The organism is Nocardia sputi (assembly GCF_023501985.1).
This window is the reverse complement of sequence record NZ_JAMFLC010000008.1, coordinates 172686-185785: the sequence shown is the minus strand read 5'-3', so window position 1 is coordinate 185785 and position 13100 is coordinate 172686. Positions and strand designations below refer to the sequence as shown.

The window sequence follows — 13100 nt, the reverse complement described above, 5'->3', positions numbered from 1 at the left end:
TTGCCACATCCCGGGAATCCGGCATGGCGAACGATTGGCTATTCACCTGAACGTCATTCGCGCGTAGTCAGTTCGACGGTTGGAGCACGTCGGTACCGACAAATGGGACGAGCGCGGGCGGCACACGAACCGACCCGTCGGCTTGCTGATGGTTCTCCAGGATGGCCACGATCCAGCGGGTGGTCGCGAGCGTGCCGTTCAAAGTGGCGGCGATCTGCGGCCTTCCGTTCTCGTCCCGATAGCGGATGCTCAACCGGCGAGCCTGGTAGGTGGTGCAGTTGGACGTCGAGGTGAGTTCCCGATAGGTCTGCTGGGTGGGCACCCACGCCTCGCAGTCGAACTTGCGCACCGCCGAGCTGCCGAGATCACCGGCCGCGACATCGATCACCCGGTAGGGCACCTCGATCGCCGCGAGCATCTCCTGTTCCCAGGCGAGCAGGCGCTCGTGTTCGGCGTCGGCCTGGTCCGGCGTGGTGAAGACGAACATCTCGACCTTGTCGAACTGGTGCACCCGGATGATGCCGCGAGTGTCCTTGCCGTAGCTGCCCGCCTCCCGGCGGAAACACGACGACCAGCCCGCGTACCGCTTCGGCCCGCCGCTCAGGTCGAGGATCTCGTCCGAGTGGTAGCCCGCCAGCGGCACCTCCGAGGTGCCGACCAGGTAGAGGTCGTCGTCGGCGAGGTGGTAGACCTCGGCCGAGTGCCTGCCGAGGAACCCCGTGCCCGCCATGACCTCGGGGCGCACCAGCACCGGCGGGATCATCATGGTGAAGCCGTTGGCCACGGCCTTCTGCGCGGCCAGTTGCAGCAGACCCAGTTGCAGCAGCGCGCCGTAACCGGTCAGGAAGTAGAACCGGGCCCCCGATACCTTCGCGCCGCGCTCCATGTCGATCAGGCCCAGCGACTCGCCGAGCTCCAGGTGATCCTTCGGCTCGAAGTCGAATTCCCTCGGCGTGCCGATGGTTTGCAGGACGACGTAATCGTCCTCGCCGCCCGCGGGCGCGCCTTCCTGCACCACGTTCGAGATGGCGCGGTGCGCGGCGTCCAGATCGGCGTCGGCGGCGTGCTGGGCGGCCTCGGCCTCCTTGACCTTGACCGACATCTCCGACGCCTGCGCCAGCAGCGCGGACCGCTCCTCCTTGCTCGCCTTACCGATCAGCTTGCCCATCGCTTTGTGCTCGGCGCGTAGGTTGTCCGCGGTGGCCACCGCGGCGCGCCGCGCCGCGTCCGCCTCGAGCAGCGCGTCGACGAGGGCGGGGTCTTCGCCGCGGGCCCGCTGCGAGGCGCGCACCGCGTCGGGGTTGTCCCGCAGGAATCGGAGGTCGATCATGAGCCACCAGCCTAGTGGTCGGTGTGTTGCCGTTTCACCCCGATATCCCAGGATGCGGTCCATCGGCGCTCGATCGCGCGCATAGTGGGCTTGTGGGCACCCCTTTCGACGAGACCGCCATCGACAACGCGCTGGCCGACCTCGCGGCGGGCGAGAAAGCCTGGGCCGCGACCCCGCTGCGCCGCCGCCGCGAACTGCTCGACGAGATCCACGCCCGGACCGGCCGCTTCGCCGAGGACTGGGTGCGGGCCGCGTGCGTCGTCAAGGACCTCGACGAGAACTCCCCGTCGGCGGGCGAGGAATGGATGTCCGGCCCGCTCACCCTGCTCCAGGCCACCGCCGCGCTGTCGGCGACCCTCGCCGCACTGGAGACCGGGCGCAGCCCGCTGACCGATATCACGCTGCGGGAAGCTCCGGGTGGACGGGTCGCGGTGCCGATCCTTCCGCTCGGCGTCTACGACCGGCTGCTGCTCAACGGTTTCCGCGGCGAGGTGTGGCTGCGGCCCGGCGTCGACGCGGGCACCGCGCGCAAGCGGGCCGGACTCGGCCAGCTCGATCCCACCGCGACCGGCGGGATCGGCGCCGTGCTCGGCGCGGGCAACATCACCTCGATTCCGCCGTTGGACGCGCTCTACGAGCTGTTCGCGCACAACCGGGTGGTCGCGCTGAAGCTCAACCCGATCACCGACCCGCTGTTCACCGTGTTCGAGATGGTGTTCGAACCGCTGCTGGAGCTGGGCGTGCTGCGAATCCTCACCGGCGGCGCGGAGCAGGGCGGCTACCTGGTGCGCCACCCCGATGTCACGCACGTGCACATGACCGGCAGCGCGCAGACCCACGACGCCATCGTGTGGGGCCCCGGCGCGGAGGGCGCGCAGCGCAAGAAGGACAACCGGCCCCTGCTGGACAAACCGATCACCAGCGAGCTGGGCGGCGTCTCGCCGACCATCGTGGTACCCGGCGACTGGTCCGCCGCCGACCTGCGCTACCAGGCCGAGCACGTGGCGACGCAGCGGCTGCACAACGGCGGCTACAACTGTGTGGCCGCGCAGGCGGTGGTGATCGGCTCCGAGTGGGACCGCAAGGGCGAATTCCTCGCCGAGCTGCGCCTTGCGATGGAACGAGCGCCACAGCGCACCGCGTACTACCCGGGCAGCGACGCCCGTGTCGCCGGGGCGCTGGCCTCGTATCCGGAGGCCGAGCGTCTCGGCGCGGGGCGGGTGCTGGTCGACGGGTTGCCGCCGACCGGCACGCCGCTGCTGCGCACGGAGTACTTCTCCCCCGTGCTCGGCGTGGTGGAGCTGCCCTACGCGGGCGGTGAGTTCTTGCAGCGCGCGGTGGACTTCGCGAATGCCGAGCTGACCGGGACGCTCGGCGCGAACGTGCTCGCCCATCCGACGACCATTCGCAGGCTCGGCATCGCCTTCGACCGCGCCATCGAGCGGCTGCGCTACGGCGCGATCGCGGTGAACACTTGGACCGGGCTGGCTTTCCTGACGCCGCGGGCCGCTTGGGGCGCCTTTCCCGGGCACACCCTCGACGACGTGCAGAGCGGGATCGGCGTGGTGCACAACGCCCTGCTGCTCGACGATGTCGAGCGCACGATCGTGCGCGGACCGTTCCGGCCCGCGCCGCGCTCGCTGCTGGGCGGCGAACTCGCACTCTCTCCGAAGCCGCCGTGGTTCGTCGACAACGCCACCGCCGCGATCACCGGGCGCAGGCTCACCGAGTTCTACGCCGATGCCAACCCCGCCCGGCTGCCCGGAGTCTTCCTGTCGGCGCTGCGCGGCTGACCGCGACGCGCCGGTGCCGCGCCGATCGGGGCAGGTCGTGGCACCCCGGCACGGACGCTGCCATGATGGACCGCGATGTCCTCCGAACATGTGTCCCGGTCCCCGCAGGCGCCCAAGCGCGGCGCGTCGTCGCGCGCCGACTCGGTACGGCGCTCGTTCGACTCGGCCAAGGCCGCGCTCGCCGACAGCAAGCTGCGCGACTTGCATCTCTCGGCGCACACGTTGCGCTGGGGCCTGCTCGCGGTAGCCGTCGGCGCCGTCGTCGCGGCCCTGGTGACGCTGTTCGTGACCGGCTTCGACAACGAGAAGGGCCTGGAAGCCCACAATCCCGCCGCGCCGGCGCCGCCCGTCCTGGACAAGGAGTTCGGCACCGCCGCCACGGGCGATTGCCTGAGCTGGACCAAGCCCGACCGGTCCGACCTGGTCAAGGTCAACTGCTCGAACAAGCACATGTTCGAGGTCGCGGCCGACATCGATATGAGTCGCTATCCGGGCAAGGAGTTCGGCCCGGGATCGCGGTTCCCCGACTCGTTGCGGCTCACCGAGCTGAAGGAAGAGCACTGCGTGCCCGCGGTGCAGGAGTACATGTCCGGCCGCTTCGATCCGCGCGGCAAGTACATCGTCGGGTTGATGTACCCCAGTCCGGACGGCTGGCAGCACGGTGACCGAACGCTGCGCTGCGGCTTGCAGGTCGCGGCCAGCGTGGGCACCCCGCCGTCGGCGGGCAGCGCCACCGAGCACGATCAGTCCAGGGTGTACGGGCCGGGCGTGTGCCTGGGCATCAACCAGAACCTGCCCACCGATCCCGTGGACTGCGCCCAGCCGCACGCCGTGGAGATCGTCTCCACCATCGATCTGGGCGCCCACTTCACCGGCGGCCCGCCCGCGAAAGACGACCAGGACAAGTTCATGGAGGAGGAGTGCGGCCGCACTTCGACCGAGTACCTGGGCGCGCCGGACGTCATCCGCAACAAGACGCTCACGCTGTTCTTCGACTACATCGACGCCCGCAGTTGGATGGCGGGCAGCCGCAAGCTGGACTGCATGATCGGCAAGGGGGCTGATCGGGAAGGCTTCGCGCCGATCACCGGTTCGGCCAGAGGCGACATCCTGATCAACGGCCAGGCTCCGGTGCCGCCGCCGAACAGCGGCCGTTCCACGCCCACGCCGCTGCCCGGCGCCGCCCCACTGCCGCCGCAGCCCCAGCCGAGATAGCCGAGCGCCGATGCCCGTTTCGATGTCCGCCGACCGGTTCGAGGAATTGGTCGGCGACGCATTGGATCTCATCCCGTCCGAGCTGGCCCGCGCGATCGAGAATGTGGTCGTGCTGATCGAGCCGCGCAATCCGGAGGATCCGCATCTGCTCGGCCTGTATCACGGCATCGCCCTCACCGAACGCGACAGCCAATACGGCGGAGCGCTTCCCGACACCGTGACCATCTACCGCGACGCCATTCTCGAACTCTGCGCCGACGAGTCGCAGGTGGTGGAAGAGGTCGCGATCACCGTGATCCATGAGATCGCACACTATTTCGGCATTGACGAAGACCGCCTGCATCAGCTGGGATGGGGCTAGTCTGAACGAGCTGTATTGCGCGCCCCTGGCGAGGGGTGTGTAATCGGCACGGAGATCGAAAAATTGGGGATTCGATGGAACCGATCGCGTTGCTGTCGCGTCCTATCACTCGAAGGGGGAATTCTCGTGGTTCCGCCCCACAGCCACTAGAAGGAGTCGAGTCATGGTTGGACATGTACTGATCGCACCCGAAGCCATTCTCGCCGCCGCGGCCGAACTCGACCTCGTCGCCGAACGTCTGGCCGCCGCCGCGGCGATCACCGCGCCCGCGACGCACGTGCTGCCCTCCGGCGCCGAGGAGGTCTCCTTCCTCAGCGCGAGCCATTTCAACCAAGGCGCGATGTCGCACGACCGTGCGATCGCGCAGGCGATCCTGGAATGCCACCACGCGGCGGCGACGCTGCGCACGCAGTTGGCCCAGCATGTCGCCGGTGATGTGGTGCGCGCCGCCGGCATCAGCGCCATCCAGGTGTAGTTCGGGCATACAGTTCCATCAGCTGAAGCAGGGGAGAAATCGAACATGGTTGCAGGAGTCACCGGGGTGATCTGGGCTGCGCGCCCGTCGGAGATCAATTCGGCCACCCTTCACGCGGGCGCGCACGCGATTCCGATCTCGGCCGCCGCCACCGCCTGGGGCGGTCTCACCGCCGCCTGGGTCGACGCTACGACGACCGTCGCCAGGGTGATGGCCGAACTCGGCGTCGGAATGCAGGGCATCAACGGTATCGCCGCGCTGAGCAAGCTCACGGGTTTCCTCGGCTGGTCCGAGCAGCAGGGCGTCCAAGCCGCCGCGATGGGCGCGAAGGCCGCGGCGAACGCCACCGCCTACACCGTCGCCTCGCTGGCGATGCCGAGCCCACCCGAGATCGCGGCCGTCAACACCGCCTTGGCCGCGTCGGCGAACCCACCGGGCGTGCTCAGCGGCGCGTTCGAGGTCGCGGAGGTCGCCAGGCACGCCATGGACATCCGAGCCGCGCTGGTCATGGAAACCTACGAGGCCGCGACCAGCGCCATGGTCGCCACGCCTGCCGAGTTCGCGCCGCCGCCGCCGATCGCCAAGGGCGCCGGAACGGCCAGCCCCGAACAGGCGGCGGACACCGCCGGCGAGGTCCCGGCGGATCCGATCCAGGCGGCCGTCGCCGCCACCCAGGCGTTCTTGAGCAACCCCGGCGTGGCGAGCGCTGCCACCCAAGCCGCTCAGGCCGTCGGCTCGATCGCCACCACCGGTGTCTCCACCGTCGGAAATGTCGCAGGCAGCGCGATCGCCGCGGCGACCAGCACCTCCGCGCCTGCCTTCTCCGGTATGGCTCCGATGGCCATGGGCGCCGGGGCGGCGGCCACCGCTGCCGGCGCGGCGACCCGCGCGGTGTCCTTCTCCGGCCTCGGCTCGGCGGCAGGCATCAGCAACGGCTCGCTCAAGCTGCCGGAAGGCTGGGGCTCGAGTGGCACGATCGGTGGCGGCTCCGCTCCGGTGCAGGAAACCGTCGCGGTCAAGGCCGTCGACGCGGCGCCGGTCCGGCCCGCGAACACCGGCAACGGCAACCCCCTGCTCGGTAACCAGGTCCGCAGCGACGAGGACGACGAGGCCGAGCACAACGGTCGGGACTACCTGCGGTCGACCGAGCACTTCAACGACGGCCGTCTCACCGCCGATGGAGTCATCGGCGGTGACTTCAGCGGGACGGGTAGGTGACCGTACTCGGTGCGGGCCGCGGCCCGTCGACGCTCGAGTCGGTCGTCCTGTCGCTCGACGAGATGCAGTTTCTCATCGAGAAACTGCAGATCGAAGTTCCCGTTGTGTTGAACGCTCGGGCACGCTACGACAACGTGACCGATCACCGAGCGGCGATGGACGCGGCCGCCGAGTCGCTCGCGCAGCGGGAGCTGATCCTGGATGGCGCGCTGCACCGCGACTTGGAGAATCGGCTGCGCGCGCTGAACCGGCCTCACTGGATCATCGCGCTGCGGTTGGTCGTCGACGGGTGGGTCAGCCGCTTCTGTCTGGCGAAGGGCGCCGACCTCCTGGTCGTCGCCCTTCGGGGACAGGACTCCTATGTCATCGATGAGGCCGGAATCGATCTGCCCGGTACGGTTCTCGCGGCGCTCGGCTACGCCGAGCCGCTCGAGTTGTACGGGATGAACGCTCCGACCGAAGAGCTCGCCACAATCTTCGGCGACACCGGCGACGCCGCGGCCACCGCGCAACGGCTGACGAAGGTCGGCAACCCCACGCACGATGCGAAGACCTTGGCCGCGGCCCTGGTCGAGATCCACTCGTACGCCGAGATCGTCGGGGTGATCTACGGGGACGGCACCCGAGACGTGGCAGACAACCACATCGCCGTCTTCAATACGCGCGCAGGACGATTCATCGCGACCGCGAGCAAGTCCGACGACGGCGTGAAGTGGACGTCACTCAGCAGCGGAACCCCCGCGCGACTGCGCACGGCGGTGCAAGATCTGATCACCTCTTTGCCGGAACGCGAGGATTTCCCGACCAATCCAAAGCTTTCCTGAACTCACCGAGCAACCGTCGCTAGCCCATCGGATCGTCGGAGGTCGGCGAGACGTCATATCCGAACGGCGGCGTGAACCGGCCCCAGCGAATGCATTCCCACCCACCATCGGGCATCGGTACCAACTCGATGGTCTCGGTGTTGTCCAAGTGATTGTTCGTCGTGAACGGCGGGCGTACATCCGCGAGCGTACGGCCGACCAGCCGCATGGCGGCGCCGTGAGTGACCACCATCACGTCGCCGTGCCCGTCGTCGTCGGGCGAAAGATAGGTGTCCCGCAATTCGGCGATCGCGGGCAGGAAACGGTCCAAGACGTCCTGCGCGGATTCGCCACCGGGTACCCGAACCGTGAGATCGCCCTCGTGCCAGGCACGGTAGATCCGCTGGAAGGTTCGGTGCGACTCCTCGCTGTGCTGTCCCTCCAGGTCACCGGCCTGTACCTCGTGCAATCCATCGAGCACCATCGCCGCGACACCGGTCGCCGCCTCGATGTAGCTCGCGGTCTGACGCGCACGCAGCGCCGCAGAGGAGAACAACACCTTCGGCGGGCGCAGCAGACCCTCACCGAACGTTTTGGCTTGTGCCGCACCGCGTTCGGTCAGCTGCAATCCGGGAATCCTGGTGTCCAGCAGCTTGGCGACGTTACCTTCGGTCTCTCCGTGCCGGACCAGAATCAACCTGCCGGTCATAGGTCCGCCATCCCCTTTCTCAACTGAATCAACCACTCCGCCGCCGCTTCGTCCGACGGTGGCGGCGTGCCCGCGGCCGAAGTCGCGGGCCAGGACCCGAGATAACGGATCCGCGCGGTGCGGTGCAGCGCCTTGAGCGCCTCGGCCACCGCCGTATCGTCGATGTGCCCGACGCAGTCGAGATAAAAACGGTAGGTGCCCATACCGGTTCGAGTGGGCCGGGACTCGATCCTGGTCAGATCGATGCCGCGCGTGGCGAATTCGGCGAAGGCGCGCATCAGCGAGCCCGGTATGTTCGGCAACTCCAGCACGATCGAGGTGCGGTCGGCTCCTGTGGGAGGCGGCGCCACCGTGGGCCGGGTGCACAGCACGAAACGCGTGATCGCCTGCTCGTGGTCGGCGACCCCGGAGGCCAGTGCGATCAACCCCAGCCGTTCTCCCGCCAGCGCGGTGGAGACCGCGGCATCGGCGTGGCCCGCCACCACGTCTTCGGCGGCCGCGGCGTTGGACGCCGAGATGTAGGACCGCGCCTGCGGCAGGTGTCGCGCGACCCACAGCCGCACCTGGGCGGCGGCCACCGGGTACGCGGCGAGGGTGCGCACATCCGGCAGCGCCGTGCCCGGCTTGCCCAGGATGGTGAAGCTCACCTCGAGTTCGGTCTCGGCCACGATCTGCAGACGCGGGCCGATTGCCAGCGAGTCGAGCGTCGCCGAGATCGAGCCCTCGACGGAACTCTCGATCGGCACCACGGCGCCGTCCGCGTCACCGGAGCGGATCAGGTCCAGCGCGGCCCCTTGGCTGGGCGCGGCAATCCGCTCGACGGGTCCGTCGAAGGCTCCCGAGGATTCGAGTTCTGCGAGGGCCATCTCGGTGAAGGTTCCGGAGGGCCCGAAGTACGCGATTCGCGGCACGGTTACGACATTACTTGCGCACCCGCCCGGCTCCCCACCGATTGCAAGGGCCAAGCCCACGCCCGGTATCTGTTCGACGGCCGCCCGAGCGGCGTTCAGCCTCCGTTGAGCACACGCAACGCGTCGTTCACCTGGTCGCCTGTCTCGGTCTCGACGGCGAGCAGGACGGAGCGGACCGCCTCGACGGCCGCTGGTTTCAGGGAAGTCAGAAAGGCGATATCGGGGTTGCGCAGCGCGGTGCCGATGTCGTCACCGCAGAGGGCGGCGGCCGTGGCCGCGACAATGGCCACCGCGCGCTCGCCGGAGGACGTGCGCGCGACGAAGCCGGTATCGGAGTGGGCCACCTGCGCGAGGAAGTCGGCGATCTCGTTGTCCGCAGCGTCCAGCTCCAGAGTCGGCGCGGCGGGGCTTGCGCCGATGTTGCGAACCAATCCGTCGACCAGACTGCGCCGCGCGGGCGTCGACAACGTCACCAGCACCGGTTCTCCGGATTCCGACCCTTCCGACACGCCCTCACCGTAACAACCCCGACCCAGCCGTCTCGACCCAGTTCGTCGCGCTCGAGTCGATCGGAACGCTTGCGGAAGCGGACAACGTCACTTAGCTTAGGGTAACCTAATCAATACGCTGAAGCGCCGCTCGCTCCACGGAGGTTTGTATGCCGCGTCCGACCCCGACCGTCGCACCGTCCACCGCCGAGCGGGTGCGCAGCGCGTGCGCCCACGCGGAGCAAGCGGTGCTGGCCATGCCGGGCATCGATCCGACACCCGCGTCCGTGCACCACGTACGGCAGTGTGGCGACGCGGTGATCGCCGTGCCGACAGCCTCGGTCGCCGCGCTCCTGGCGGGCAACTCCGGGGAGCAGGGTGCGCCCGCGGTGCTGGAGCTCACCGACCACGCCCCGCTGCCGCTGCGCGAGCCGGTGCGCGCACTGGTCTGGCTGCGCGGCTGGGTGCGCGCGGTGCCCACGCAGGCGCAGCGCGCACTGGCCACCGAGGTGGCCAAGGAGCACCCGCATCCCGCACTGCTCGACATCGGCTTCGGCGCCACCCTGCTGCGGCTGGTGATCGACTCCGCGGTGGTGGCCGACTCGACCGGCGCGGAATCGGTGAGCAGCGAGGAGTTACGGCTGGCCGCGCCGGACCCGTTCTGCGCCATGGAATCCGCGTGGCTACAGCACATGCAGGCCGACCACGCCGACGTCGTCGCCCAGCTGGCCAGGCACCTGCCGCCGCGTCTGCAGCACGGCGTCGTGCACCCGCTGGCCATCGACCGCTACGGACTCACCCTGCGGGTGGAAGGGCACGACGGCGACCACGATTTCCGCCTGCCGTTCAGCGCGCCTGCTGACGACATCGAGGCGCTCAGCCGCGCGGTACGCATGCTGGCCGGCTGCCCGTTCCTCAACGGCCTGCGCCGTATCTGATCCATCGGTTCACGGGCGCAACCAGCCCCCGACCATGGCCGCGGTTTCCTCGACCAGGCGCTCACGGTCCAGGTGCGCGGGCGGGTCGAGCCCGATCCGCAGGCTGCTGGCCAGGCCGACGCTGACCATGACGTACGCCTTCACGTCGAGTTCGTCGTCGGGCAGCGGTCCGAGCAGATGCAGCAGGTAAGCCCTGGTCAGCACGAGCAGTCGCCGTTCCAGCTCGCCGAAGCCGAGCCGGTCCAGCGACGCCCGCGCGGCCAGGGCGCGCACCAGCGCGCGACGCTCGATCAGCGCGTGCACGATGCCGCGCAGGCTGAGCGCGAACGACTCGCCCGGGTCCAGCGAGAGCCCGGTGAGCACCGCGGCGGTGAACTGCTCCTCCAGCTCGGCGAGCAACCGGGTGCGCAACTCCGCGAGGATCTCCTCTTTGTCGGCGAAGTACCGGTAGAGCGAACCGATGCTCATACCGGCGTGGGCCGCGATCCGGTTGGTCGAGGTGTTGTCGACGCCGCGCTCGGCGAAAAGCTGAGTAGCGGAGTGCAATATGCGATCGCGAGTTTCTCTAGCTCGCTCTTGTTTCGGGCTTTTTCGCCGGATATCACCCTCTGCGGACATCAGCGGGTTCTTGGTCGAAAAGCGAGTAGAAGGTGAGCATTCGCTCATTTTAGGCTGGGTCATGGCTCAGGACAGCACGGCGCCCGCGACGATCGCCGCCGTCCCCGACGGCACCGTTCCCACCGAATTCCGCTACTGGGATCAACTCGGCGACCCGCGCGTCCAACGAGCGCGCAAGCTGTGGCGCGCCGTTTTCCGGTTCGACCCGCAACCGTCCGAGGAACTGGTCCAGCGTTTCGCCGCCGCCTACTACCAGGCCGATCCGGTCGCCGAGGCATTCGTCGACGAGGTCTACCTCGGGCCGATCGGACCGAAAGCGGGGCGGGCCATGCTGGACCGAGCGCTCGCGCACGGAGTCGCCGCGGTCCCGGACGCGCCCGCCTCACTGATCCGGCTGTTCGGAGAGTTCGAGACCCCGCCCGCGTGGCTCGACCTCGCCGCGGTGGAGCACGGCGCGAAGGTGTTCCGACGCTGGGGCACTTCGGTATTCAGCTTCGCGACGACCAGCACGTTGGAGATGTACTCGGAGAGTTCGATCACCAAACCGCTGTCCTACACCGGCGGCTACGCCGGGGATCGGGCGCACAAACGGCAGATGGAGACGGTTCGTTTCTGGATCGACGTCTCCGAGCCGGGCGGGTTGGCGCCCGGCGCCCGCGGCAGGCAGACAGCCATGCGCGTGCGGATCATGCACGTGTTCATCCGGCGCAAGCTGATGCAGCGGCCGGAATGGGATCACGCGGCGTGGGGCGTGCCGATCAGCGTGGGCGACGCGACGTTGACGCTGATGGCGGGCAGCCTGGTGCCCGGCCTCGCGCTGTGGAGCGTGGGTCATCAGACCACGATCCGCGAGATCGAGGCGACCCTGCACTTCTGGCGTTATGTCGGTCACCTGCTCGGCGTCCAGCCGGACTGGTATCCGGCGAACTTTCGCGAATCCGTGCAGTTGATGTTCGCCGCGTTCGTCAAGCGAGCCCGCACCGCCGGATCGGACGGCGCGGAACTGGTCGAGTCGTACCTACCCGCCTTCGCGCCGAAGACGAACACGCCGTGGCGCAAGCGAATCCGCGACGAGATCAACTACCGGATGCAGATCGGCTATACGGCATTCTGGCTGCCGCCCGCGACCTATCGCAGTCACCGCATGCCCCGGCGCTTCCCTTGGGTGCTGCATCCGATCGCGCAGTGGCCGGTGTTGTTCGCGCTGGAGACCGCACGCAGACTGGTACCCGGTCTCGACCAGCTGGCCGACCGGGTCCAGCGATCGCGGCGCGAGACGTGGTACCGCAACGAAGTGGGCGACACCGACGCCGAGTTCCGGCCGGTGGAGGAGTTCCGACGCTGACGCGCCGCACACCGCGCCGGACGGGCGCAATAGATTCGACCCATGCGCGCGGAGTCCGATGCCCAGTGGGACGAGGCCGAGCCGACGGATCGGCAACGGCTGGCGATCAAACTCGAGATCGCCGTGGTGCTGCTGGTCACGTTCGGGCTCAGTGGACTCGGTGCCGCGCTCTCGCTGGTGGAGAGCGCGCTGGCCCCGGGCGGGGTCGGCGGTCGAACGGTCGCGCTGAACCCCTCTCGATCCACGCAGTCCACCATCGACCTGTTGTTCCAGCTGCTCAGCGTGCTGCGCCTGGTGGGGTGGGCGGCGCTGGGCCTGTATCTGCTGTGGCGCGGCGGCCTCGGACCGCGGCTGATCGGGCTGGCGAACCGGATTCGCTGGCGCGCGGACGTACTGCCCGGCGCGGCGCTCGCCGCGCTCATCGGATTGCCGGGATTGGGGTTGTACCTCGTTGCCCACGCCCTGGGCATCAGCGTGACGATCGTGCCCGCCTCGCTCGGCGACTACTGGTGGCGGCTGCCCGCCCTGATCCTCTCGGCCTGCGCGAACGCCTTGGCCGAGGAGATCATCGTGGTGGCGTTCCTGCTCACTCGGCTGCGTCAGCTCGGCTGGTCGGCGAACTCGGCATTGCTGACCTCCGCCCTGCTGCGCGGCAGCTACCACCTGTATCAGGGACTGGGCGGCGGCCTGGGAAATTTTGTGATGGGCGTCATATTCGGACGCTATTGGCAGCGTTCGAACCGGCTGTGGCCGCTGGTTCTCGCGCACGCGACCATCGACGCGGTCGCCTACATCGGTTACACCGTTCTGCGCGGCCATGTTTCATGGCTCCCGTGACGCAACTGTGCCCTCCGGAACGCTAACGGTCCGGTGCGGTCGGCGAATTACGAAGCAGC

At 68.8% G+C, this 13100-nt stretch carries 14 protein-coding genes; 9 read left to right on the top strand and 5 right to left on the bottom strand.

What is annotated here, in order from left to right:
- Positions 1 to 67 precede the first annotated feature (67 nt).
- On the bottom strand, positions 68 to 1330 hold the full coding sequence (gene serS / locus M8859_RS13455) for a serine--tRNA ligase (RefSeq protein ID WP_159922403.1): 1263 nt from the start codon (positions 1328 to 1330) through the stop codon (positions 68 to 70).
- Between the two features lie 92 nt (positions 1331 to 1422).
- Between serS and M8859_RS13450 the strand changes: the two genes are divergently transcribed.
- The 6 genes from M8859_RS13450 to M8859_RS13425 all read left to right on the top strand — a co-directional run bounded on the left by M8859_RS13450 (position 1423) and on the right by M8859_RS13425 (position 7216).
- Entirely contained in the window at positions 1423 to 3123 is a 1701-nt protein-coding gene (locus M8859_RS13450; RefSeq protein WP_249644298.1) for an aldehyde dehydrogenase family protein, read from the top strand.
- Between the two features lie 75 nt (positions 3124 to 3198).
- Positions 3199 to 4338, top strand: a complete 1140-nt coding sequence (locus M8859_RS13445) for a septum formation family protein (RefSeq protein WP_159922399.1) — start codon at positions 3199 to 3201, stop codon at positions 4336 to 4338.
- A 10-nt stretch (positions 4339 to 4348) separates the two neighbouring features.
- Positions 4349 to 4699, top strand: a complete 351-nt coding sequence (locus M8859_RS13440; RefSeq protein ID WP_159922397.1) for a metallopeptidase family protein — start codon at positions 4349 to 4351, stop codon at positions 4697 to 4699.
- Positions 4700 to 4862: 163 nt separating this feature from the next.
- The gene (locus tag M8859_RS13435; RefSeq protein WP_159922395.1) at positions 4863 to 5174 is read left to right on the top strand and encodes a PE domain-containing protein; all 312 of its coding nucleotides are present in this window, start codon (positions 4863 to 4865) and stop codon (positions 5172 to 5174) included.
- Positions 5175 to 5219: 45 nt separating this feature from the next.
- Positions 5220 to 6392: a PPE family protein gene (locus M8859_RS13430; protein WP_249644297.1), complete on the top strand. Its 1173-nt coding sequence runs from the start codon at positions 5220 to 5222 to the stop codon at positions 6390 to 6392.
- Positions 6389 to 7216 carry an ESX secretion-associated protein EspG gene (locus M8859_RS13425; protein WP_249644296.1) on the top strand — a complete coding sequence of 276 codons (828 nt, stop codon included), beginning with the start codon at positions 6389 to 6391 and terminating at the stop codon, positions 7214 to 7216. The genes M8859_RS13430 and M8859_RS13425 overlap by 4 nt, the downstream gene beginning before the upstream one ends.
- Before the next feature lie 19 nt (positions 7217 to 7235).
- Here the strand turns inward: M8859_RS13425 and M8859_RS13420 are convergent, their stop codons facing one another.
- The 3 genes from M8859_RS13420 to M8859_RS13410 form a co-directional block, all read right to left on the bottom strand.
- A complete protein-coding gene (locus M8859_RS13420) occupies positions 7236 to 7904 on the bottom strand; it encodes a histidine phosphatase family protein (protein WP_249644295.1) in 669 nt (222 codons plus the stop codon).
- A complete protein-coding gene (gene pheA, locus M8859_RS13415; RefSeq protein WP_249644294.1) occupies positions 7901 to 8815 on the bottom strand; it encodes a prephenate dehydratase in 915 nt (304 codons plus the stop codon). The genes M8859_RS13420 and pheA overlap by 4 nt, the downstream gene beginning before the upstream one ends.
- A 95-nt stretch (positions 8816 to 8910) precedes the next feature.
- Positions 8911 to 9324 (bottom strand): hypothetical protein, encoded by a 414-nt coding sequence (locus M8859_RS13410; protein ID WP_249644293.1) that lies wholly within the window; start codon positions 9322 to 9324, stop codon positions 8911 to 8913.
- A gap of 149 nt (positions 9325 to 9473) precedes the next feature.
- Here M8859_RS13410 and M8859_RS13405 point away from each other — a divergent pair, with 149 nt between their 5' ends.
- Positions 9474 to 10241 (top strand): DUF2470 domain-containing protein, encoded by a 768-nt coding sequence (locus M8859_RS13405; protein WP_159922383.1) that lies wholly within the window; start codon positions 9474 to 9476, stop codon positions 10239 to 10241.
- A gap of 9 nt (positions 10242 to 10250) precedes the next feature.
- On the opposite strand, the gene M8859_RS13400 is transcribed toward M8859_RS13405, so the two are convergent.
- A complete protein-coding gene (locus tag M8859_RS13400; protein ID WP_159922381.1) occupies positions 10251 to 10787 on the bottom strand; it encodes a TetR/AcrR family transcriptional regulator in 537 nt (178 codons plus the stop codon).
- Positions 10788 to 10920: 133 nt separating this feature from the next.
- Between M8859_RS13400 and M8859_RS13395 the strand changes: the two genes are divergently transcribed.
- Together M8859_RS13395 and M8859_RS13390 are read left to right on the top strand one after the other, a co-directional pair.
- A complete protein-coding gene (locus M8859_RS13395; RefSeq protein WP_249644292.1) occupies positions 10921 to 12204 on the top strand; it encodes an oxygenase MpaB family protein in 1284 nt (427 codons plus the stop codon).
- Positions 12205 to 12246: 42 nt separating this feature from the next.
- A complete protein-coding gene (locus tag M8859_RS13390; protein WP_159922377.1) occupies positions 12247 to 13041 on the top strand; it encodes a CPBP family intramembrane glutamic endopeptidase in 795 nt (264 codons plus the stop codon).
- The last annotated feature ends 59 nt before the right edge of the window (positions 13042 to 13100 follow it).

Coding starts and splice junctions, on each gene's coding strand:
- M8859_RS13435 (WP_159922395.1), top strand. CDS start 4,863: ATGGTTGGACATGTACTGATCGCACCCGAAGCCATTCTCGCCGCCGCG.
- M8859_RS13390 (WP_159922377.1), top strand. CDS start 12,247: ATGCGCGCGGAGTCCGATGCCCAGTGGGACGAGGCCGAGCCGACGGAT.
- M8859_RS13405 (WP_159922383.1), top strand. CDS start 9,474: ATGCCGCGTCCGACCCCGACCGTCGCACCGTCCACCGCCGAGCGGGTG.
- M8859_RS13445 (WP_159922399.1), top strand. CDS start 3,199: ATGTCCTCCGAACATGTGTCCCGGTCCCCGCAGGCGCCCAAGCGCGGC.
- M8859_RS13395 (WP_249644292.1), top strand. CDS start 10,921: ATGGCTCAGGACAGCACGGCGCCCGCGACGATCGCCGCCGTCCCCGAC.
- M8859_RS13440 (WP_159922397.1), top strand. CDS start 4,349: ATGCCCGTTTCGATGTCCGCCGACCGGTTCGAGGAATTGGTCGGCGAC.
- M8859_RS13430 (WP_249644297.1), top strand. CDS start 5,220: ATGGTTGCAGGAGTCACCGGGGTGATCTGGGCTGCGCGCCCGTCGGAG.
- serS (WP_159922403.1), bottom strand. CDS start 1,330: ATGATCGACCTCCGATTCCTGCGGGACAACCCCGACGCGGTGCGCGCC.
- M8859_RS13420 (WP_249644295.1), bottom strand. CDS start 7,904: ATGACCGGCAGGTTGATTCTGGTCCGGCACGGAGAGACCGAAGGTAAC.